We start from the raw sequence: 23,233 nt of genomic DNA, 5'->3' as shown, positions 1-23,233 counted from the left end.
GCACTGCAACAAAGCGGGAGGCACAGCCGCGAAACCTCGATAGCGACAGGGTGCGAACTCCGGTTCGCACAAAGGTACGCACCCTGCGCACCACCATAGGTAGCTGATGTAAGGCCAGCGCGCGCAGTCGTGCTGATTACGCGCGCGCTGGCCGCAAGTGCTGCTGGGAATTGCAGCTGAGCATCAGTCGCCAATGGGGCCTAAACGGCCATAGCGGCGCTCGTTCTCGTCGACATCAATCATTCCGACACGGGCTGGTCACCATTCTGCCGATGGCCCGAAGAGGAACCCTTACGTTCTTTACGTAACTGACCACATCATCATATGACGTCAGGTTAACCTGCTTTCTAGACCGAGGCGGACAATAGCCACCAACTAATGCATAGTTGACTGTCTCAGAAATCGAGTCGGGTGTTAGCTTTTTTTGCGCGGCTGACAAGATGAATGCATGTTCATACCCTAGTAGCAACTGACTGGTGCCCACTAGGTAATTACCGCTGTCGCTGAGCGCAGCAGGCGCACTGGTAAAGCCGCCTAGCGTGCCGATACCAACAGTTGGCTGTGACACGCTACCGATAAGACCCTCAAGCGCTCCCTCACTGGTCTCGGATTCACCAGTGAAGGTGCCGTCGTCAGCAATGTCGGTGACCATCGTCCAGAACCCGCCCAACCCACCGATATCGAGCGCCTCCTCACTCTCTGGATCGTCGACGGGTGACCACACGAACGCTCGGCTGAACCCCTCGTCCGTCAGGTAGTTGCCGACAATAATCCCGGCCTCATTCATGTCGACGACCATGAGTTGCTCGCGGGACGGGCCTGACATCTGCAGATCGTCCAGATATGTCAGCGTGCCGTCAGCCGCCCACCGTACTGCGACGATATCGCCGTCTTCGGTCTCACAGGTGCCGGCAATCTGCCCATTCTGATTGATTGCGGCCGCACTGCAGTTGGAACCATCGGGCAGGCGCGGCAGCCGGCTTACGGTGTGGCCCAGCACGCCCGGTTTCCACTGCACCGCAATGCTGCCGCCTTCATCCAGCGAGCAAGTCCCGACCACGACCGGACTGGCATCGTCAGTCATGTCCGCAATCTGGCATCCCGCACTGCTGGACAATAGCGGCGGCAACAATCCCAACTCGGGTAGTTCGACCGCAGAGGCTTGTCCTGCCCGCCAGATCACCGCACGCGGGCTGCCACTGCCGTCGAGACTGGCTCCGCCCACCACACCGGCATGATTGATGATCCTGGCACGCGCCTTCACGTGCCCCAGCAGCGGATTCAATCGCTGCGGCAGACTGCTTGGCAATGACAGCGTCCAGCGTACCGGGAAGAACTCACCGGCAGCACCTTGCTCGCAATTACCGGCAGCGACGTTAGCATTATTGATGTCGTACACACTACAAGGCCCGTCCGGCTCCAACGTGGACAGCGGTATCGGAAGTTCAGTGCCCGGCGCCCAGTAGACGGCGCCCACATGGCCATCGACGTCGCGGCATGTTCCGACGACGGCACCAGCGTTATTGGTATTGGTAGCAGCGCAGAAATTGCCACCCAGCGTGCCCAATCCCTGTGCATGAACAGGGACCAAGGGCATCAGTGTAAGCGCGCTCATAACGAGCACAGCCGTGATCGTAGCTCGGATGCACATTCCGTATCCCCCAGTGACACGGTCATTGGCGACCGCACGCCCGGTCTACACGCGCCTTTGCAGCGAAACCGAGAACCCGATCAAGCCTGGCACCAACTCGCGATCTTCTTATCGGAACTGCCGCTTGGTACACGATTCAAATGCGAATGCAGGCGTGAAGGCCACGTGCATAACAGAAGACTTCACGTCTGAATCCGCTGCAGATGTCGCTCGTTCCGGCGATATCTGGCAACTTGGCGCGCATCGGCTTGTCTGCGGCGACGCCGGCGATGCCGCGCTCGTCGGCCAGTTGATGCAAGGCGAGCAGGCGGCGCTGTGCTTCACCTCGCCGCCCTACGCCGCCCAACGCATCTACGCCGGTGTACGGATCCGCGATTGGGACACGCTGATGCAATCCGCGTTCACCGCAGCGCCGATGCGGAATGACGGCCAGCGCACCTAACAATTCATTCAAGCCGAACCCGCTTTCCGTAGCAGCAACGGACTTGCTGTCCTGGCATTCCAGCACCTCGCCATTCTCACCGGGAAGCCTAAGCTTCAGAACGACGTCATAGCCGTCTGCGCCACTTATTCAGGCTGTCTGCCCGCTCGCAGAACATAAGTCGATGGTGCATCTTCTAGAGATGCCCGCGCTACCGGGCCTCCAGAAGTCCTTGCTCTCGACCACTCGAAAATTCCTGTCCGGACACCCGGCAGCTCAGGGATGTCATCTTCTATCCCGATTTTCCGTTTTGCACCCAAGCGGGCATAGAACGCCTACGGCCAATGCAAGTCGCACTGCCATACGCGAGACAAGGCTCCTTGCGGGCGGTCACGTGGTAGTGCGAAGGGCTGGCCGTCCGAATGCTTTTTCTCCGCTGTCCTTACCCGATACACCCCATGCTGCCTAGACGCAGCCCTCCCCGGATGCTGTATACCGCTACACAACCTCAAGGTGCGAAGTGAGCAGTAGTGACAAGATCAATGTCTTCCAGTTCATGGCGCTTCGCGCTCCGGAGGCAACCGACAGGCCAAGTTCGACCAGGGGCTACGTCTGGGATACTGGCAATCTCGAGCGTCAGACCTTGGAGTACCTGGACGAAAACGGAGACGTAGCCGCCGACTACAAGGTCACAAGATCACGCCGGGAGCCGTTCCGTCCAGACAGCGATTCGGCAGTGGGGCGTTTGGTCTACGAAAAGGTCTTCCAGGTCGTCGGCGGGCTCAGTCCCAAGCAAGTCAACGCCGCGGTCGTTACCGGCGTCCTCGAACAGATGGTCATGCTGCAGCCGCAGCTCGGTACCGCGCCCGTGGCCGGGAGGACGATCGACATCGTCCGCCAGCTCGACGACAAGGTCCATATCGCGACCCCAACCGGGGATAAGTTCTACCTATTGCCGACCCGGCTGATCGACTCGCCGGCGTGGGATTCCAGGGAATGGCTGCCGCAGGTACGCGATATCCTCTTGCGGCATGTGACGGCTTTCGACAAGAACGTCTTGATCGCCGAGCTCAACCAGCTGTTCAGCGACTCTCAGGGCGTCTGGTGCATGGTGTACCTATCGGAGGGGCACACCTACAACAACCGGTTCCACCTCGCCCGCACCGCGCTGTGGGACACCCTCTATCAACTCTACATCCTGCGCCGGATCGTCGACGTCGACCTGAGCGAGATCATGGACGGAATTCGCGTGCTGCATGCGCTCGAACTGATCGCGGTCGACGCTTGCCTCGCCGCGGCGCGGGCCGGAGAGCTTCCGGCTTTCCCGGACATCGACTACTACGCGACGCTGTTCGAAGGCATTTTCCAGGAACACAGGAACCTGCGGGCCGATCCGCTCTCTCTTCAGGCCTACGCGTTCATCGGCAGCGCCGAAGACCTGCGCACCTGCCTGGAGGCCGAAGTGGTGATTCCGCCGATCGTCGCCGAACTGGGCTACTACTCGATCGGCAAGTTCAACGCCATCACGCCCTATCTGGGCGACCTGAAGGTGGTCAAGCAATGGCTGCGGGGTTACCGGGTCGGCGAGATCGCGAAGATCGTCAACATAATGAAGGGCGAGGAAAAGACCCGCAGTTCGCAAGTGACCGAGCGCAGCGTCGATACGTTGACCTACTCCAGCGACTCCAGCCAGACGACGTCTTCGGAACGTCAATCAACCGACAAGTACGACATCAAGCAAGAAGCGGAGAATGTCCTCAAGTCGCAGCTGGAAGCCAAGGCCAACGCCGACACGAACATCGCCTACGACATGGGCAGCTACAAGATCCAGACCAGCATCGGCGCCGGCTTCGCCTACTCGAATTCCTCGGAGTCGACCCGCAAGAGCGCCAACGCCTTCGCCCGGGAGGTCATGGACAAGGCGGTCACAGCGGTCGAGCGCAAAACGTCCCAATCCCGATCGGTCACCTCGACCTATGAGACGGTCGATATCGACAAGCAGAAATACATCAATACCGACGCCACGGCCAAGCACGTCTCGGGCATCTATCGCTGGCTGGACAAGAAGTACGAGGCGCGGCTGTACAACTACGGCAAGCGCTGGATGATCGAGTTCGTCATCCCGGAGCCTGCGGCGTTCCTGGTCGAATCCCGGCTTCAGGCCGTGGCCAAGGATATGAGGCTGCCTCGCCCTCCCACGGCGCCTGCACTGGACGAGGTGACCATTCCGCATCCTTACGAGAACAGGGTGCTGACCCCATCGGACATCTCACCCGCGGTGTTCAATGCCCTTGCGGTTTCGTACGACCTTTCCGAGTTCACCTACCCCGTCGCGCAAATCCCCGTAGACATCATCAACCAGGCCAACAACTCGAACTACTACGAAAAAACAACGTTTCCTCATGAAACGGAGAACGCGCCTTCGGCGTACTCCTTCAATGTGCATCTCGCAGGCGCGACGGGCAAGATGCTGTCGGAGATCAGGCTCAACGGCGTCGTCGATTTCCGGGGCCGCCGCGGTTCGGGAGAGCCGGATTCCCGGATAGGCCAGCGCGAGCTCTATCCCAGCGAGTACAACCGCATGGTCATCACCCTTGGTGGCGCCGAAGTCTGGAGCCACCAGGACGACAATGTGGAAGGCTGGTACATGCAGCAGAAGGTCATTCCGATCAATCCCGGCGTCCTCCTGCCGGGCGACGATACGACCATGACGCTCTCTTTCAACGATCTGGAATTCTACAAACTCACCATCACCGGTGTTCTGACCGACACGTCGACCGCCAGATTCCAGGCCGACGTCTACAGAAAAATCCACGGGATCGAGGAGGAGCGCGCCGCCGCCGCCAACGCGCCCAAACTGGCGTCTTACGAAGCGGCGAAGAACGAGTACTTCCAGGCGCTGGATGCGCTCCGCGCCCAAACGGTCAACGACCTCATCCAGGGGCGTTCCGAGGCCTTCAATCTCGGCGTCATCAAGGAAGAGCTGAAGCGCCAGTGCATGAGCATGATCGCGCACGAGTTCGACTGGGACGAGTCCGACGACTTGATCCGCACGCTGAAGCCGATCCGCGAACGCCAGGCCGGCATGACCTACCCGACCTTCTCCGCCGGCGACGACAACGGAACCCCCTATGCGAAGTTCGAATCGCTCGACTTCGATATCGAATTCCCGTTCATGCATCTGCCCGATTCGCGCAAGAAGGGACGCTTCACCCAGTTCCTCGAGCAAGCCTTCGAATGGCAGCAGATCTCCTATCTGTTCTACCCCTACTTCTGGAGCCGTCAGAAGAAATGGATCGAGCTGATGAACCGGCTCGACTACGCTGACAGCGCGATGACCTCCTTCCTGCGCGCCGGCTCCGCGCGCGTTCTGGTGGCCGTGACGCCCGGGTACTACGACGCCGTCATGTACTTCCTGTCCACGCGCGAGCCCTGGGGAGGCGGCCCGTCGCCGGTGATCGGCGACCCGTTATTCATTCCCATCCACGAAGAAATCCGCAAGCAACAGGACGACCTGGCCGGCGCGGCCCCGGACGGCGATCCGTGGACGTTCAGCGTGCCCACGAGCCTGGTCTATCTGCAGGACAGCAGTTCCCCCATCCCGGAGGATCTCGCGGATCCCGACCAACCCGTCTGAGCCTGCCATGCTCGCAGTCAGCATCATGCTCGACGAAGGCGGCGCCGCCGAAGCGGCGGAAAGCGTCGAACAACTGCTCGAGGAGCTCGCTCCCGTCGAGCAGCTGTGGCGGCGCGATTGCTGGGCAAACTACCTTGGGAAATCCGCCCAACCGCAGCGGATCGGCATCTTGCTGCCGGTGCTGCCCGATGCCGATGCCCGCGAGATCGAACTGGTGGTGGACGACAGCCTGTTCCGGCAGGTTGCGTCGATCTATGCGCTATGGGGTTGGCCGGCGCTGCTCGATACTCTCGCCCTGCTGGAAAAGCGCAACCCGCCCAACCCTGCCCTGGCCGGATTGGTTCGCGATGCCTGCCTGTTGCTGCGCAACCGCATCGCGATGGAACTCGCATCGATCGAAGCCGAACTTGGAGTCCATGCGATCCGCCGCTGGCAGGACACGAGCAAGCGCCTGGCGGAGTGGCGCGGAACGTTCAAGCGGTTTTCCATCAACGACCATTCATTCCTGTTCCCGGACAAGGACACTTGGGACAAAGTTAATTCGGTACTCGACAAGTACCACGCGCTGAACCGGAAACGCAAAAAGAGCGAGGACGAACGCAAAAGCGTGCCGGGCATGGGCCGGAATTACGTCCCCGGCGTCAACGACAACGACTATCCGCTGATCGCCAAGAACTGGGGAGAGCGCGAGAAGCAGTTCATGCAGGATGCGGCGGCGGCGCTCGGCGAATTGCACGGACTCTGTCCGGCGGCCGTATTCGTCGCCGATGCGACGGCCGATTGCTTCGACAAGTCCAGCAGCTGGTTCGTCGCGGACAATGCGGCCGGGGACAGGGAGAAGTTCGTCGGCGGCAAAATCGTGCGGACCCTGAAACAGGCGATCTCCCAATTCGATGCGCTATGCGCGAGCACCCGGCTGGACGGCGTCGCGGAACTCGCCGCCAAGCCCGGCGGTCTCGCGCCCGAGACCGGCGAGACCTGGAACACGTCCCGGCAATCGGGGACGGCGGGCCTCATCGGGGCCGAACGAGTGGTCGCGCGCCGCAATCTGGAATCGTGGGATCTCGGCAACGCGATGAAGCGCGTGGTGACGCTGCGCGCAACATGGGAGCAAGCGTTGCTGGCGTTCGCGCTCGAGCCTAAGTGCAATACCGTCCTGAGCGTCCTTCCGCTGGTGCGCGAGTACGCCATGAGCGAAAAGAAGGGCAATCGCAGCCTGTTCCATGCCTGTGTCGCGACGCATTACCTGCATGCGCTCGAAGCGGAAATGGAGGAGTTGCGCGGGCAGGAACAACGGTTCCGGACCCTGTTCGCCATCGTCAACTGGATCGCCGCCATCACCGCGGTCGTCGCATTCGTCGCGCTGACCTTCGCCAGCGGCGGCGCCGCGGCGCCGGCCGGGGTCGCGGCGGTCTTCGCGTTCATCGAAGGCGCCGATGCAATCGCGACCGCCTTGGTCCTCTCCCTGACCGTGGTGGAGGTGATGGCGCAATCGGCGGACGCGCGCGAGCAGTGGCGCCAGGTGGTCGCCGGCCTCGCACTCGAAACGCCCGAAACCCTGCGCGCCATAGGGCCCACGCTCGACTCGATGGGCGCGATGGGCTGGGAAATCTGCGCGCAGCTCGCGCTCGTGCTGCTCAAGCAGAAGACCGCGCGCCTGGCCGATGCCGCCTTGGGCTTGCGCCTGGGGATCCCCAACAAGATCGTGCTGTTCCGGCGCACGCTCGAGCTGAACTATCTGGCCGACGATATCGGGGCCGTGGCCACCGAAGGCGCGATCGTGTTCGCCCCGGTCAAGAGGGCCCCATGAGCGCAGTTTCATGAGCGTGTACACGCCCAAAGGCGCCGTCCGTGCCGTCGCTCCCCGGGTCAAGGGCATGACTGAAGCTGACATCCCGGGTGGACTCCCGAAAAAGCAGCGCGAGAAAAGGGCCAGGAATCTAGCCGCCGCGGTCGAATCGGCCGCCAAGCCGAAAGCGGCGAAATTGCATGCGGACGACATGCTCCGCTTCATCCGGGAGAATCCGATCCCGCGCGACGTCGCTGGCATCCCCAACGAAAAGGCCGTGCTGGACGCCATCGCCCGGACGGCGAAGGATTTCGAGGGCCGGACCATCACGGTCGACCAGTTCGTCGGCCGCCTTTGGGAGCGGCTGATGCTGCGGGCGCCCAGCGTGCATGGCAGGCTCGCCGAGCCGCTCAATGCCGCGGTCGAGATGCAGTCGTACTTCGTCCGTTACGTGCACTCCTCGGTCGGCGGGATCGACCCGAAGACCACAAGGTGGTCAGGCGGCACCGGATTCTTCGATGCGAACGGAGACAACGTCTACCTGACCGACGACGGCCGCGCCAGCCTAATCGAGCTCACCAAGGGCCTGGGAAAATTCGCCAGCGCCGATCCGAAGTCGTTGGCGAAGAAAGGACTGGTTTACGCCGACCGGTTCCGCCTCGGCGGGAAAGAGTACGTGGACGGCGCCATCCTGATGCCTTTCGCGGGTCGGTACATCGTGCTGTTGAGGATCGAGGCGAAGACGAAATTCTCCGGCGGCGTCGACTCGCAGCTGGGCGCTTTCTTCGTGCGGCTGGCCTCTTCCGGTTCGGACCAGAAAATCGAGTGCTACGTCGACGGCGCTTACAAGCAACTGGACCGCAAGCAGTTGTTGTTCAACCCGACATGGACTGATTCCGGCGTCGGGATCCAGGAATGGGATCAGAACCTGGATCTGTGGAAGGACGCGCGCGCCTGGGCCGCGGACTCCGCACCGCGCAGTGCGGGCAACCTCGGCAAGCTGGAAGCGGCGGAGCTGGGAGAGCGTTTGGACAGTGCCCAAAGGCGCCTGCGGAAAGTACCCTCCGATCAAAGGACGGCTTTCGTCGACGCAGAGGCCAATGCGGGCAGTCGCGAACAGTTGGCGGCGTTGGCCGTATCCGGGCCAGTGCTGTACGCGAAAGCCGACATGCGTGAGATGCGGGACTGGCTGTTGAAAGTCCTTCGAAAACCATAGGCAATAACACAGCGCTTTTAACAATTCGAAAGCCGGAACGCTTACATAGCGACCCGAGTGGAACAAGTCCGGACTAGTTCGAGGCGGCGCACCGGCGTCGCCGGTCATCTGTCCGCCAATTGGTCGATAGCGGTCCCTCAGGCCCGATCTGCTCGGATATGTTGAGGGCGTGTCGGCCTGGATTCCAAGGCAATGAGATGCAAGCCGTAAACCGTTCGCTTGGGCACGTGAACGCAAGCGCGCTCGTCTGCCTCCGGGGACGGCTAGCACCACGCAATCATTCGGTTTCTTCGTGGGCACCAAACCCGATATCACTGACTCGGAAATTGAACCACAACATCGTTCAATGGCATCTGTCCGCGGCGATGCTCGATCGCGGCTGGTTTCCACGGCTCCCCTTTCCCGAATAGTTGAGCTTCAGATTCCGGGCCTAGGAATCCGAAGTCATCGAACAAGAAGGGAACTCCTTCCGAGCCTTCGAATGTCGCGGCATTCGATAACTGGAAGTGCAGATGTGGTGCGGCAGAGTTCCCGGATTGACCTAGTTGCGCCAGCGCCTGCCCACGACGCACCCGCTCGCCGGGCTTCACTCTGAGACTGCCGCGACGCAAATGAGCGTAGCTGGCGAACGTGCCAGGCGCGATTTCCAACACAACATAATTGCCAAACAATACGTCGGTGGTGAGCGACGCGGGCTCGGGTTGCGGCTCAAGAGGACGATGCTCCTCTGCATCATCCCGGGCGCTACGCACGACGCCATCAGCTACTGCAAGCACATCGGTACCGTAACCGATCCAGTCAGCATAGGCTGACTCCTGGATATTTTTTACCTCCGGCCGTATTGCATGCCCCGTCGAATCGAGCCCGACGAAGTCAAAGGCATAACGCTGCGGAATGGTGAGTCGGCCATTCGCGGCTACCAGACTGCCCCAATGGTGCGATTGAGCGGCACCCGGGCCTTCATGCGCCAACCAGCGGCCTCCGCGCAACGGCGGGCCAATCGTCATCGGTGGCTCGTCGCTGACACGCACATCTGCACCATCAAGCACCATGGCGTCTTGCTTATCGTTAATAAAATCAATGTGATGGCGCAGCGTATGAGGTATGGCCGCACCGATCGGCAGCGTGATCCATATGAAGATAACGGCGCGTCGGCCAGGAGGAATTGGCAAAGTTGCTTGATTCGACGACGCAGGCCTGATCACCTGAGACAATCGCTCCTCGTACATCGTCAGCAAAGGACTGGTTGCATCGTCTGCGAAGACTTTCAAGCTCATGGGCCTCAATGGCCCGGTATCGTCGTAGAAGTTGGTGATATGCATCTCATAGGCCAGATGGTTCAAACCATCACTGCCGACAAATGCACTAGGCGGGAAAGGAATTCGCGCTTCTACCGGGGCAAATGACTTTTTCGCGTGGCCCGCTACCACGAAGCAGGATGTCGCGAGAACGAGCATTGCAATGAGACTGCGCATCATCTGATTGGAGCTCCTAGGCTTCCTTGGACAAAGCCTAGCATCTGGTCCTAGGGTTGGAAGCCAAGGTTATGTCTACGCACAAAGTTCCAAGTGAATCCCGGTGCACACAAGCCAATTTATCGAACATCCCCACAGGTTGATCAGATCGCATGGTTGGCTATCGCGCTTCCCAACGCACATCGAACTGGATGCCGACATTGGTGTCGCTGTCCAATCCCGGGAAGAGGAAATCCAGACCGTCGGCGCATTCCCGGTGACAAGTGCGCAGCAAAAAACGGTAACGATCACTTCAATCCAGAAGACGGCTCCTGCTCGGCTACCGACTCGGACCCTAGCGTCGAGAACGATAAAAACGCCAAAACCAGCTTTCCGACTTCACCACAACAGGGCGGCAAGCCAGTTTTGCCCCCTCATCATGAGCGAACTTCATCACGATGAGGATTGGCTAAGGCGTGGACTACTAGCGGCACGGTGCAAATGGTTCGGCATGTTGACCCTTGGTCGGCGTTCGCCATCTTGCTCACAGGCGAAACAGATGCGCGCTACGCCCAAGCCACTATTGGCTCGGTGCACCGGCTGCCTCTGCATCGAACATGCCGCAAGGCCTAGTCAGGACAGTGGGTGAGACCCACCATTTTCTACTACGAAGACCTGATCCGACTCGATCAAGGACAAAGGCAAGAGGTGAACAACGGCTAGACACGATTGAGCCGGCGCATCACCGCTTCCACGATGGGACGGGCCTGCTGCCACTCCAGGCGTGAATCACCTCGCGTGCGTTCATAGGACTGAGACAACCCCTCTTCCAACTCGCACATGGTCTTGCTTCCCGCGCGCAGGAAAGCATCCAACCCCAGCTTGACCGCGGGCTCGAAGTCTATGCGCGCCATGATCTGGCCACCACTTGGATCTCCGTATACGCCACGCCAATGGTGCAGTTCGGATTCCATGTTGAAGAATTCCCGACTGCTGCTGACATCGCTATAGCGCCAGCGTTCCTTAACGTTGCGCAAGGCTGTGGAATTTTGTCCCGCGGCAATCCGGCGATCCCGCAATGCCCATTCTCTTGAACGCGTACCCATGACATCTCCTGCTTCGCTTACGTTCTGGGAAAAATGATGCAATGCTTCAGAAGAAAGGAAGCGTTGCAACGGATCGACGCTTCCAGACAGCGCATCCTAATCCGGACGCTAACACGCCAAGTCCGCCTTAAAGCCGAAATTAGTGAACGGCGTACCAACACCGTATGCAATCTCCGTAGACACAGAGATCAGCAAGACTTATCCCTCATATCTAATGCAAGGCGCTCTTTATCCGAGCACTAGGTCGGAAAACGCTCTGGATGTCGTATCCGGCTGCGCATGTCTAGGCAGGTCGATGGTGAAGATGCAGCCCGAGCCGGGAACATCGCGCACGCTTAGCACGCCACCGTTGACCTCGACGCTGCGCCGCGCGATGGACAGGCCCAGCCCTAGACCAGACTTGTTCGTATCGTTCTGAATGAAGGGACGGAACATCCGCTCGGCATCGCCTGCAGGCAGGCCGCCGCAATTGTCCTCCACGTCGATCAGGATGCGATCGGCGGCTGCGTAAGCGTTCAATGTCACTTCGCTATTGGGCTTGGTGAACTTGAACGCATTCTGCAGCAGGTTCCCGATCGCCGACATGAGCAAGTCGTGGTCGCCTGCGATCGCGAGTCTCGGATCGACCACCGACACGATCAATATGCAGTCGTGAAGCTGCGCCTCTAGGGACGCCGACATCTTGACCTCTGCAATGAAGTCGGCGAGCGAGAACAACTGGTGCTCGACAGGCAGGCCTGCCTCCATCCGGACTTCGGCCAGGGAACGATCGATCAGATTGCGCAACCCTACCAGGCTGCGGTCCAGAACCGTGCCAGTCGCGCCGGACAGTCCGACATTGCCTTCCTTGATCACGGCCACCGCGAGCGTTGCGGTGGCTAGCAGGTTACGCAGCTCATGGGCGAAGGAGCCCAGCCGCTCGTTCAATTCATTGGCCTGTTTGTCGGCCACGACAAAATCACGCTGATACCCGAACTCCATCACGGCAACGGCGATGGCATTGTCCAGGCAGCGATTCAAGGTCCTGAACTCGTCGACCTCGATGGATGCGCCCTGCTCGAAGGCCAGGTCCGTGACCGCTTGGCACAGATCGCCATAGTCGTGAACGACCTCATCGACAGTGAAGCCATGCTGCAGCAATTCGCGCCCATGCTGCGCCGCCGTCTCGCCCATCTCGGACAGGGACGGCGTACCGCCGGCTGGACCGGACACTTTCCGGCTTCGCATCGGCTCCGTTGATTGTTCAACCCGCAGCGTCTTGATGAGCTGGTCCAGAAACACGGTGATGCCGTGGTCGAGCTCCCTTTCCGGCTTTCCAGGCAGCGAACGCGCAGCCACCTTGGCCCGGCAACGGGCAATCAATTCCGGTCGATTCGCTTTGAGGAACTGATGCAGCATCCCAGCACGATACGCCACATCGCAAGGCGGGGTACGAATCCATGCCATGGGACGACGGACGGTCAATTTCCCAGTGCTGGGACCTTGGTCCTGACCAGGGCGTCCGCTGCCTTGAGCCGGACGTCCGTTCGTCGCCTGGCACCTACGGCGATGATTTGGGCAAGTCCGGCCATCCCTGCCAGCGCCTGTGGTCACCCGTTGTTTCCATCGGCATGGTCAAGGCCGTAGTTCTTGCTGCCGGAAACGCATTGGCTGCAGGCACCTTGAGGTCAGGCGCTACCTCAACGCCCTCTCCCAGTTCTGACCTGTGATCGGACTGACCAATTGCGTATAGGCAATCGAACCCCCAAATCTCTGCGCCAGTTTGAACTTGCGAGCAGGACGCGAGCCTCTACCTGCTGCCTCTTCCACGATCGTTCCGAGCTAACTGCACAATGTCAGGTAACCGCGATGCGAACCTGGTCGAAGAATCACAGATTAGTAACGCGCAATAGCGCATTATCACCAAGCACTACGGCGCAATGTCGTAACGGCGACTCAGGGTGATGCATTTCCGCCCACTTCCCGCACTGAGCCTACTCTGCAGCTGCTGGATCAGGGCATGAGTCGCGATGATCTCGTATTCCAGAGATCGAAATCGGCTTACCCCACGAGCATCAGAAGCGGCAATCCGCAGGACCTCGTCAACCCTGTATTCCGCTGCGCCCTACAAGACCTTTGCAAGGCCCTTGGAGAGGAAGCGGACCGTTCATGGCCTGCGTTTCGACCGATCCGGCACCGTTGTCAATTCGGAATCGGGAGGTAATCCGACCACTATCGCTCATATCATTTTTGGAAGAGAACTCCATGAAAACGTCAGAACGAGACACCGCTACCAGCACGACCACTCCCGCTCATCAACAAGATCGCGCAGCGCAAAGCGCTGAGAGTGAGGCAATGCCAGCCATCTCACCCTTGAAGAATGCCGACATTGGCGTTTTCGACAGGATCACCTCCTACGTGAAGAAGGAGTATGCATCCATCAAGATTGGCCAGGATATTACTCTCGAACAACTCTTTGCCAACTTGAGTGCAGCGACGGACAACGATCGCCTATTGCGCAAGCAATCCGCATCGTTGAAATTCTTGATCGCATCGGACATCAAGGATGCCAAGAAATTCCCGACACAAGGCATTCCCAGCACTAATGCCAAGCCCATGTCGGCATGGCGCGAACGCTACAACGGGCTCGATCGCTTTCTGCCAAGGCCGGTCTGAATCAGTTGCGTGGATGTAGAACGCCATTTCCATTGAGCGAACGATGATGCATTTCTTGCTGAGGTCTGCGCAGTTCGCGACGCCGGATTCGAGAGGACGGAAAGCCCATCTTGTTCTAATAAAGCAGATATGCGCCTGCCCTTGGCCAGCAGAAAACATTCAGGAGAATGTTAAGTTATCGCGCCAAAGCTAGTGCTCGGTCACGGGATGACGCAGGCCAAGCGCCGAAAACTCCCACGGCCAGCCTGCAAACATTACGAGGCGGGAGACGTGCGCGCTTTTAACGTCTTTGTTCCATCTTGAATGCAACGATGGAGTCCTTATTAGTCGCCCCACCCTCAAAGGGTACCTGATGTCCCAGGTCTGGAGGGTCTTGAGTCGTTGGTTGCGTCTGCGCCGACGTTTGTGGCGCTGGGGACGCGCAGCGACAAAAAAAGCGCTGCAGGTGGAAGAACCGCTGCGCTCGCGGCTATTCAATGTCGAACAGATGGAATCGCACGGCCGGGTGTTGGCTCACTCGCACCGCGTGCATGCGCAGCCTGGTCCAGATCGCCTCCTGGATCGCTTGGCAGAGAACGATGGCTTGCTCGATGACGCCTGCACTTTGCTGACCAAGATGGTGCAGGACGAAATGCGCATCACCCCCGCCGGCGAGTGGCTGCTAGACAACTATTATCTGATCGAAGAGCAGATCCACACGGCGCGCAGGCACCTTCCCAAAGGCTATAGCCGACAGCTGCCGTCGTTGAGCCAGGGGCCTTCCGCTGGCCTGCCGCGCGTCTATGATCTGTCGCTCGAAGCCATCGCGCATGGCGATGGCCGCATCGATGCGGAAGCCATCAGCCGCTTCGTCGCCGCTTATCAGTCCATCACCCCGCTGAAGCTGGGCGAGCTATGGGCGATCCCCATCATGCTGCGGCTCGCACTGATCGACAACCTGCGACGGATGGCGGTGCGTGTGATGCGCGATGGCGCCGATCATCGATTGGCCAGCGAATGGGCCGAACGATTGAACCAGGCGGCGGCGGAAAGCCCGAAGGACGTGGTACTGGTGATCGCCGACATGGCGCGCTCCCTCCCGCCGTTATCGGGCGCGTTCGTCTCCGAGCTGACGCGTGGACTGCAGGGCCGTGGCGGAGTGCTCTCCATACCGGTCACCTGGCTGGAGCAGTGGGTCGCGGACGGCGGCCATCGCATCGAAGAACTGGTGCACCTGGAAAGCCAGCAGCAAGCCGCCGATCAGGTCTCGATCAGCAACAGCATCGGTAGCCTGCGTTTCCTGGCCAACATGGATTGGCGGGAATTCGTCGAGGACATGAGCGCGGTTGAGCATAGCCTGCGCCAGGACCCCGCCCGCATCTACGCACTGATGGATTTCGGTACCCGCGACAGCTACCGGCACGTGGTGGAGAAAATCGCGCGCCAGGCAGGCGTCGGTGAGAAGGATGTGGCGGACATCGTGCTGCGACTGGCACAGGCATCCGCCGATGCCGACCCGAACACACCTCAGGCGCATGTGGGTTTTTACCTCGTGGATGACGGCGTGGCGCAGACGCAGGCTGCCCTCGCCGCATCCGAGCCCGCAAGCCGCCCCGTGCACTTGCGGCCTCACCGCTTTCCCTTGCTCGCCTATCTGGTTCCGATCGCCGCCATCATCGGATTGCTCACCTGGGGATTGCTGACCACCGCCCAGCCCCGGTACGGCATACCGTTATGGCTGATGGCAGCGTTGGCGGTGCTGGCGTTTAGCGAACTGGGCATAGCCCTGGTCAACTGGGCCGCCACCTTGTTGGTATCGCCACGGCTGCTGCCACGGATGGATTTTTCGAAAGGAATCCCCGCGGATTCGCGCACGCTCGTGGTGGTGCCCAGCATGCTGGGAAGCGTGGAAGGTGTGGACAGCCTCGTCGAAGGACTGGAAGTGCGCTTCCTGGCCAACCGCGACCAGCACCTGCACTTTGCCTTACTGACGGACTTCCTGGACGCGGATCAAGCGTCACTGCCGACCGATGCGGCATTGCTGACGCGTGCGGCGCAGCAAATCAAACGGCTCAACCATCGCTATGCGCCAGAGCACACCGACGAAGGTGGTGGCGACCTGTTCTTCCTGTTCCACCGGCCGCGCGTATGGAATGCGCGGGAAAGGCGCTGGATGGGCTACGAGCGCAAACGCGGGAAGCTGGCGGCGTTGAACCGGTTGCTGCGCGGTGGTTCCGCCGAAGATTTTATGGAGGTGGTCGGCAAGACTGACGTGCTGACACAGGTACGTTACGTGATCACCCTCGATACGGACACCCGCCTGCCGCGCGATGCAGCGCGCAAATTCATCGGCACCCTGGCCCATCCGCTCAACCAGGCCTGCTTCGATGCACATCAACGGCGCGTGGTGCGCGGATACGGCATCCTTCAACTCAGCGTCGGCACCAGCCTCAGTGGGCGCCGGAGATCGCGCTACGCGCGCATGTTCGGCAGCGAACCAGGCATCGATCCGTATACACGCACCGTATCGGACGTGTATCAGGATTTGTTCGGCGAAGGCTCCTTCATCGGCAAGGGCATCTACGACGTGGATGCGTTCGAACGTGCGCTGGCGGATCGCTTCCCGGACAACCGCATCCTCAGCCATGACCTGCTGGAAGGCTGTTACGCGCGCGCCGGACTGGTCAGCGACGTGAGCTTGTTCGAAGACTATCCTTCTCGCTACGCCGCGGACGTCAAGCGGCGTTATCGCTGGATACGCGGCGACTGGCAATTGCTGCCCTGGTTGTTGCCCTGGGTGCCACGTCACGATGGTGGCTACGAACGCAGCCCCTTGTCCTGGTTGTCCCGCGGCAAGTTGTTGGACAATCTGCGCCGAAGCCTGGTGCCGGCGGCCACTACCGCGCTGCTAGTGCTTGGTTGGATGTTCTCGCCAGATCCACTGACATGGACGGCATGGCTGTTGAGCCTGTGGCTGGCGCCGGTATTGGTGCCGGCACTACGCGATGTCTTCGCCATCCCTGTGGACATGCCGCTGGAAGCCCATCTGGTGCAGGTGGGCAAGTCCACGCTGCGACAACTGCTGCGTGCTGCGGTCAATCTGGCCTGTCTGCCCTACGAGGCTTTTTTCAGTGCAGGCGCGATCATGCGCACATTGTGGCGCATGACGATCACGCGCAGACACTTGTTGCAATGGAATCCATCCAGTGAAGTGGAGCGCAGCCTGGGCAGCGACATGGGAGCGGAACTGCGCAGCATGGCGCCAGCGCCGCTGTTCGCCGTGGCCGTCGCGGTACTGCTGGCCATCGTGCAACCGATGTCACTCTGGGGAGCCACGCCCTTCCTGATGCTGTGGCTGCTGTCGCCGGCGATCATGGCGTGGTTGGGACGCCCTCCCGCTTATCGCGGAGCGAATCTGTCCGCGACCCAACTGGCGTTCCTTGGAAAACTGTCACGCCGCACCTGGGCATTCTTTGAAACCTACGTGCGCGCCGAGGACCATTGGCTGCCGCCAGACAACATCCAGGAACATCCCACGTTGACGGTGGCGCGCCGCACGTCGCCGACCAATATCGGTCTATCACTGTTGGCCAATCTGTCGGCATACGATTTCGGCTACCTGCAGGCGGGCGGCGCGATGGAACGCACGCGCCTGGTGTTCACCACGCTGGAAATTTTGCCGCGCTATCGCGGGCATTTCTACAACTGGTACGACACCGAAACGCTGCGCCCCCTGCCCCCCGCCTACATTTCCACGGTCGACAGTGGCAACCTGGCCGGCCATCTGCTGACGCTGCGCCAAGGACTGCTTGCGTTGACCGACGCACCGGTGTTGGCACCCAACACGTTCACGGGATTGGCCGACACCCTCGGCGTATTGGAAGAAACACGTCAATCCGCGCGCCTCGACAACGACGTGCTATCGCAAGCTGTGAACGACTTTCGCACCACACTGGCGCCTGCATTGGTGCAGTCGCCCGCAAACATCCACGTTGCGGAAAGCACACTGACACGACTGATGAAATGCGCAGCCGAGATCGCGGCGGCTTGGCCCGCTGAGATATCGGAAGACCAGAACGCCCCCAATTGGCCAAGGGCTTTAGCCGAAGCATGCCAGTCCGCATACGCGGAGCTTAAGTTTTTCGTTCCCGACTTGCCGTCGCAGGACATTCCCGCCGAGACTGCGAAAGACGAACGCATGCCCACCTTACGTGAGCTGCAGGAGAAATCCGCCAACCCGCTCATAAGAAAGCGAGCTAGCGATCGTGTCCATCAACTGGAACGTCTGGCGCACATCGCCGGGCAGTTCTCCCTGATGGAGTACGAGTTTCTCTATGACCGCTCACGCCATCTGCTGTCGATCGGCTACAACCTCGACGAACATCGCCTGGATAGCGGTTATTACGATCTGCTGGCATCCGAGGCGCGGTTGTGCAGTTTCGTGGCCATCGCACAAGGAAAGCTTCCACAGGAAAACTGGTTCGCGCTGGGCCGCTTGCTGACTGAGATCAATGGCGATGCCACGCTACTGTCGTGGAGCGGATCGATGTTCGAGTACCTGATGCCGCAGCTGGTCATGCCCAGTTATCCCGACACACTTTTAGACCAGACATCGCACCACGCCGTGGAAGCACAGATCGCGCACGGCGCGCAGCACAACGTGCCCTGGGGTGTTTCGGAATCCGGCTACAACACGATGGATGCGCGCATGAACTATCAGTACCGCGCGTTCGGCGTACCCGGGCTGGGCCTGAAGCGCGGGCTGGCCCAGGATCTGGTGATTGCGCCATACGCCAGCGCGATGGCGTTGATGGTGGCGCCTGAAGCAGCCTGCCAGAACCTGCAACGCATGGCATCGCTCGGGTTCGGCGGCCATTTCGGTTTTTACGAATCCATCGACTACACGCCCTCGCGCGTGCCGCATGGGCAGGAATACGTGGTGGTCCGCTCCTTCATGGCCCACCACCAGGGCATGGGGTTTCTTTCACTCGCTCATCTGCTGCGCCAGCAGCCCATGCAGCGACGCTTCGTGGCCGATACTGAGTTTCAGGCGACCTTGCTGCTGTTACAGGAACGCATCCCGCATACCGGCGTGTTCCACCCGCACGAGGCCGAGACTCTTGGGGCGCACGCGGCACTGGTCGAAACTGAAACACAGCTACGCATTTTCCGAAATCCGAGCGCCTCGCGCCCGGCCGTGCAGTTGCTCTCCAACGGGCGTTATCACGGCCTGCTGACAAGCGCCGGCGGCGGTTACAGCCGCCAGAAGGACATGGCGGTGACGCGCTGGCGAGAGGATGGAACGCGCGACCACTGGGGCAATTTCTGCTATCTACGCGATGTGGAAAGCGGCGAGTTCTGGTCCACCTCGTTGCAGCCGACCTGTGTGCCAGTGGAGCAGTACGAAGCGATTTTCTCTGATGCCAAAGCCGAGTTCCGCGGACGCAAGCGCGGCTACGAAAGTCACCTGGAGATCGCAATATCCGCCGAAGACGACATAGAGCTGCGCCGGCTGCGCCTGAGCAACCGCAGCCGACGCACGCGAACCATCGAGATCACCACCTACGCCGAGGTGGTTCTGGCACCCGCCATCGCTGACGAACTGCATCCGGCCTTTAGCAATCTGTTCGTGCAGTCGGAAATCGTACGGGAGAAGCAAGCGCTGCTATGCACGCGCCGGCCTCGCGCGCACGACGAGGTACCGCCGTGGATGTTCCACCTGATCGCGGTACATGATGCCGACATCAGCGCGATCTCATATGAAACCGACCGTGCGCGCTTCCTCGGTCGCGGCAATACACCACGTGCGCCTCATGCGCTTCGTGCAGAAGAGGAACTCTCGAACAGCGAAGGATCGGTGCTGGATCCCATCGCCGCAATCCGCTGCCGCATCGAGCTGGCACCGGGACAAACCGCCATGATCGACATGGTGTACGGCGTGGGAATGGATCATCACGTCTGCGACGAGCTAATCGACAAGTACCGCGACCGCCGCCTGGCGGACCGTGTTTTCGACCTGGCCTGGACTCATAGCCAGGTGGTCAGACGCCAGATCAATGCATCTCAGGCCGATGCGCAGCTCTACGAGCGCCTGGCCGGGCTGATCGTCTATGCACATCCACTTCTACGCGCGGACGCGGATGTCCTGCTACAGAACCAACGTGGTCAATCCGGGCTGTGGGGCCATGCGATCTCCGGTGATCTGCCTATCGTGCTGCTGCAGATCTCCGACGCGGACAACATCGAGCTGGTCCGCCAGATGGTGCAAGCACATGCGTATTGGCGCCTGAAAGGACTGCGCACCGACTTGGTGATTTGGAACGAAAGCCAAGCGAGCTACCGGCAGCAGTTGCAGGACCATATCCTGAGCATGATCTCGGCCGACCCGGAAGCCAATGTGCTGGACCGCCCCGGCGGCATCTTCGTGCGGCCCAGTCACCAGATGTCGCATGAAGATCGCATCCTGCTGCAATCGGTGGCGCGAGTGATCATCAGCGACCAACAGGGAACGCTGGCTGCGCAGCTCGGCCGTCACGAGCCAACGGAGCGGACGATTCCGCCCCTGCTGCCCGAAGGCCCGCGAGAGGAACCGCGCGACATCGGCCAGTTAGAGGCACTGACCGGCCTCCCCTCTCCCAGCGATGCGAGGAAAGCGACAGACACATGGCCATTCGATGCCGTGGCTGATGATTTCCTCTACGACAATGGCACCGGCGCCTTCTCCGCCGACGGGCGCGAGTACGTGATCATCACGCGTGCGGATGCCCCGACACCGGCGCCGTGGTCCAACGTGCTGGCAAATGAGAAGCTGGGGACAGTGGTCAGCGAAAGCATGGCCGGCTACACCTGGTTCGAGAATGCGCATGAGTTCCGCCTGACCCCATGGCACAACGACCCGATCGTCGACAGCGGCGGCGAAGCGTTCTATCTACGCGATGAGGATACCGGGCACGTGTGGTCGCCCACCCCTCTGCCATATCATGGACGTGGTGCTTATCGCACGCGGCACGGCTTCGGTTATAGCGTGTACGAACATTTAGAAGACGGCATTGCCAGCGAATTATGGCTCTACGTGGCGCTCGAGGATGCGGTCAAGTTCTCGGTGCTGAAGGTGCGCAATCTTTCCGGCCGAGAACGCCGCCTTACCGCGACCGGTTATGTGGAATGGATACTGGGCGACCTCCGCAGCAAATCACAGATGCACATCATCAGCGAACAAGATGCCGCTAGCGGCGTCCTCACCGCGCGCAATCCTTACAACACGGAGTTCGGCGGACGCGTCGCCTTCTTCGATACCGATGCCAGTGGTTGCAGCTTCACCGCCGATCGCACGGAGTTCCTGGGCCGTAACGGGAGCCTGAGCGATCCGGCGGCCTTGCGCCGCGAGCGCCTGTCCGGCCGGTTGGGTGTGGGACTGGACCCGTGCGCCGCCATCCAGGCTCCGCTGATACTGGCCGATGGACAGGAGTCAGAAACGATCTTCCGCCTGGGTATCGGCAAGGACCATGGTGAAGCACTGCTTCTGGCCCGCAGAGTGGAAGGTGCGCAGTGTGCGCACGATGCGCTAGATGCGGTTCGGACCCATTGGCACAAGCTGCTGACCACCGTGCAGGTGAAAACGCCAGATCCGAGCATCGATGCATTGGCGAATGGTTGGTTGATGTATCAGACGTTGGCATGCCGCTACCTGGCACGCAGTGGTTACTATCAAAGTGGTGGCGCGTTCGGCTTCCGCGACCAACTGCAGGACACTATGGCGAGCGTTCATGCGAAGCCGGCGCTGACCCGTGAACACCTGTTGCTGTGCGCGGCCCACCAGTTTCCGCAAGGTGATGTGTTGCACTGGTGGCATCCACCCCAGGGCCGCGGCGTGCGCACGCGTTGCTCGGACGACTACCTGTGGCTACCTCAGGCAGCCTGCCGCTACCTGCAGATTACCGGCGACCTCAGCGTGCTGGATGAAGAGGTTCGCTTCATCGATGGACGTTCCGTCAACCCCAATGAAGAGTCTTACTACGACACACCCATCGCATCCAACATACAACAATCGTTCTACCAGCACTGCGTGCTAGCGCTGCGACGCGGATGTGATCTTCTGGGCGAACGCGGCCTGCCGTTGATCGGCACCGGAGACTGGAACGACGGTATGAACCGGGTCGGCGAAGCTGGCCGTGGCGAAAGTGTGTGGTTGGGTTTCTTCCTCTACGACACTCTGCAGCAGTTCGTAGATGTGGCACGCGCACGTGGCGATGACGCATTTGCCGGCTATTGCCTGGAACAGGCGCAACGCCTGCGCGAGAATCTGGAATCCCATGCCTGGGACGGTCAGTGGTATCGCCGCGCCTGGTTCGACGATGGCACGCAGCTTGGCTCTGCCCAAAGCGATGAATGCAAGATCGATTCGATCTCGCAGAGCTGGTCGGTGCTGTCGGGTGCCGCCGACCCCGCGCGTGCGCGACAGGCCATGACATCGCTGGAGCGCCACCTGGTGAAGCGCGATGCTGGAATCATCCAACTACTAGACCCACCCTTTGATAAGACGCCAAAAGATCCAGGCTACATCCGCGGCTATGTGCCCGGCGTACGCGAGAACGGCGGCCAGTACACGCATGCTGCGGTGTGGGCGGCAATGGCGTTCGCCCAGCAGGGAGATGCGGTACGGGCGTGGGAGCTGGCACGCATGATCAATCCCATCCATCACACCCAGGGCACAGACGCCACCGCGATCTATAAAGTAGAACCGTATGTGTTGGCCGCGGATGTTTACGGCGTGGCGCCGCATGTCGGCCGCGGCGGATGGACTTGGTATACCGGCTCGGCAGGCTGGATGTACCGACTCTTGATCGAATCCCTTCTGGGACTGCAGCGCAAAGGCGACAGACTGTCGCTGAAACCTTGTCTGCCTGCCGACTGGACGGAATACCAGCTGCAGTATCGACATGGGACCGGCCTCTACTCAATCCGGGTAATACAGTGCGATGCAGGGCCCGCAATGCTGCGACTGGATGGACGAGATCAGCCTGACTTCCAATTCCAGCTGGTTGATGATGGCGCCGCGCATCAGGTAGAGGCGTATTGGCCGCGCCATATGACATGAATACGCGGGCGCAACTAGACACGGAACTCGATCACCTGGCAGACATGCTCCCATCATGGCTACAGACCCCTCGCCATGAAAAATTGTTCTGGCCACAGTTCAGTGCGCTTGCGCAACAGATACTGGATCACGTTGAAGAGCATGATCGGCCTTATGTGCTACAGCGCCTGGATGCCATGCTCATGGCGAATCGAGTGACACGACAGAGCGGCTGGATGTTTGATTTCA

11 protein-coding genes are annotated in these 23,233 nt (G+C 60.5%); 7 read left to right on the top strand and 4 right to left on the bottom strand.

The features are described 5' to 3' along the window. Window positions 1-235: 235 nt before the first annotated feature. Entirely contained in the window at window positions 236-1,615 is a 1,380-nt protein-coding gene (locus tag LG367_RS16180; RefSeq protein WP_226470300.1) for a hypothetical protein, read from the bottom strand. 61 nt (window positions 1,616-1,676) lie between these two features. Between LG367_RS16180 and LG367_RS16175 the strand changes: the two genes are divergently transcribed. The 5 genes from LG367_RS16175 (at window position 1,677) to LG367_RS16160 (ending at window position 8,714) form a co-directional block, all read left to right on the top strand. Then, window positions 1,677-2,093, top strand: a complete 417-nt coding sequence (locus LG367_RS16175; protein ID WP_226470299.1) for a hypothetical protein — start codon at window positions 1,677-1,679, stop codon at window positions 2,091-2,093. A 6-nt stretch (window positions 2,094-2,099) separates the two neighbouring features. Beyond that, window positions 2,100-2,252, top strand: a complete 153-nt coding sequence (locus tag LG367_RS18765) for a DUF6988 family protein (RefSeq protein WP_425490995.1) — start codon at window positions 2,100-2,102, stop codon at window positions 2,250-2,252. 340 nt (window positions 2,253-2,592) lie between these two features. After that, window positions 2,593-5,709 carry a hypothetical protein gene (locus tag LG367_RS16170; protein WP_226470298.1) on the top strand — a complete coding sequence of 1,039 codons (3,117 nt, stop codon included), beginning with the start codon at window positions 2,593-2,595 and terminating at the stop codon, window positions 5,707-5,709. A 7-nt stretch (window positions 5,710-5,716) separates the two neighbouring features. After that, a complete protein-coding gene (locus LG367_RS16165) occupies window positions 5,717-7,519 on the top strand; it encodes a hypothetical protein (RefSeq protein WP_226470297.1) in 1,803 nt (600 codons plus the stop codon). A 10-nt stretch (window positions 7,520-7,529) separates the two neighbouring features. Continuing rightward, complete coding sequence (locus LG367_RS16160) at window positions 7,530-8,714, top strand: hypothetical protein (protein ID WP_226470296.1); 1,185 nt, start codon at window positions 7,530-7,532, stop codon at window positions 8,712-8,714. A gap of 311 nt (window positions 8,715-9,025) precedes the next feature. On the opposite strand, the gene LG367_RS16155 is transcribed toward LG367_RS16160, so the two are convergent. From LG367_RS16155 to LG367_RS16145, 3 genes are all read right to left on the bottom strand, one after another. After that, window positions 9,026-10,192: a M23 family metallopeptidase gene (locus tag LG367_RS16155; protein WP_226470295.1), complete on the bottom strand. Its 1,167-nt coding sequence runs from the start codon at window positions 10,190-10,192 to the stop codon at window positions 9,026-9,028. Window positions 10,193-10,887: 695 nt separating this feature from the next. After that, window positions 10,888-11,343, bottom strand: a complete 456-nt coding sequence (locus tag LG367_RS16150; RefSeq protein ID WP_226470294.1) for a hypothetical protein — start codon at window positions 11,341-11,343, stop codon at window positions 10,888-10,890. Between the two features lie 159 nt (window positions 11,344-11,502). Further along, window positions 11,503-12,672, bottom strand: a complete 1,170-nt coding sequence (locus LG367_RS16145) for a sensor histidine kinase (protein WP_226470293.1) — start codon at window positions 12,670-12,672, stop codon at window positions 11,503-11,505. 846 nt (window positions 12,673-13,518) lie between these two features. Between LG367_RS16145 and LG367_RS16140 the strand changes: the two genes are divergently transcribed. After that, window positions 13,519-13,929: a hypothetical protein gene (locus tag LG367_RS16140; RefSeq protein ID WP_226470292.1), complete on the top strand. Its 411-nt coding sequence runs from the start codon at window positions 13,519-13,521 to the stop codon at window positions 13,927-13,929. A gap of 352 nt (window positions 13,930-14,281) precedes the next feature. Further along, complete coding sequence (locus LG367_RS16135) at window positions 14,282-23,005, top strand: glycoside hydrolase family 94 protein (RefSeq protein ID WP_425490992.1); 8,724 nt, start codon at window positions 14,282-14,284, stop codon at window positions 23,003-23,005. Window positions 23,006-23,233: the final 228 nt, after the last annotated feature.

The organism is Luteimonas panaciterrae, from assembly GCF_020511115.1.
In the GTDB taxonomy this organism is placed as follows: Bacteria; Pseudomonadota; Gammaproteobacteria; order Xanthomonadales; family Xanthomonadaceae; genus Luteimonas; species Luteimonas panaciterrae.
The sequence above is the reverse complement of the archived record's forward strand: the minus strand, read 5'-3'. Positions and strand labels throughout refer to the sequence as shown.

Excerpts from the sequence above, each read along its gene's own strand:
- LG367_RS16180 (WP_226470300.1), bottom strand. The coding sequence starts at position 1,615 with ATGAGCGCGCTTACACTGATGCCCTTGGTCCCTGTTCATGCACAGGGA.
- LG367_RS16165 (WP_226470297.1), top strand. The coding sequence starts at position 5,717 with ATGCTCGCAGTCAGCATCATGCTCGACGAAGGCGGCGCCGCCGAAGCG.
- LG367_RS16160 (WP_226470296.1), top strand. The coding sequence starts at position 7,530 with ATGAGCGTGTACACGCCCAAAGGCGCCGTCCGTGCCGTCGCTCCCCGG.
- LG367_RS16155 (WP_226470295.1), bottom strand. The coding sequence starts at position 10,192 with ATGATGCGCAGTCTCATTGCAATGCTCGTTCTCGCGACATCCTGCTTC.
- LG367_RS16145 (WP_226470293.1), bottom strand. The coding sequence starts at position 12,672 with ATGCTGCATCAGTTCCTCAAAGCGAATCGACCGGAATTGATTGCCCGT.
- LG367_RS16140 (WP_226470292.1), top strand. The coding sequence starts at position 13,519 with ATGAAAACGTCAGAACGAGACACCGCTACCAGCACGACCACTCCCGCT.
- LG367_RS16135 (WP_425490992.1), top strand. The coding sequence starts at position 14,282 with ATGTCCCAGGTCTGGAGGGTCTTGAGTCGTTGGTTGCGTCTGCGCCGA.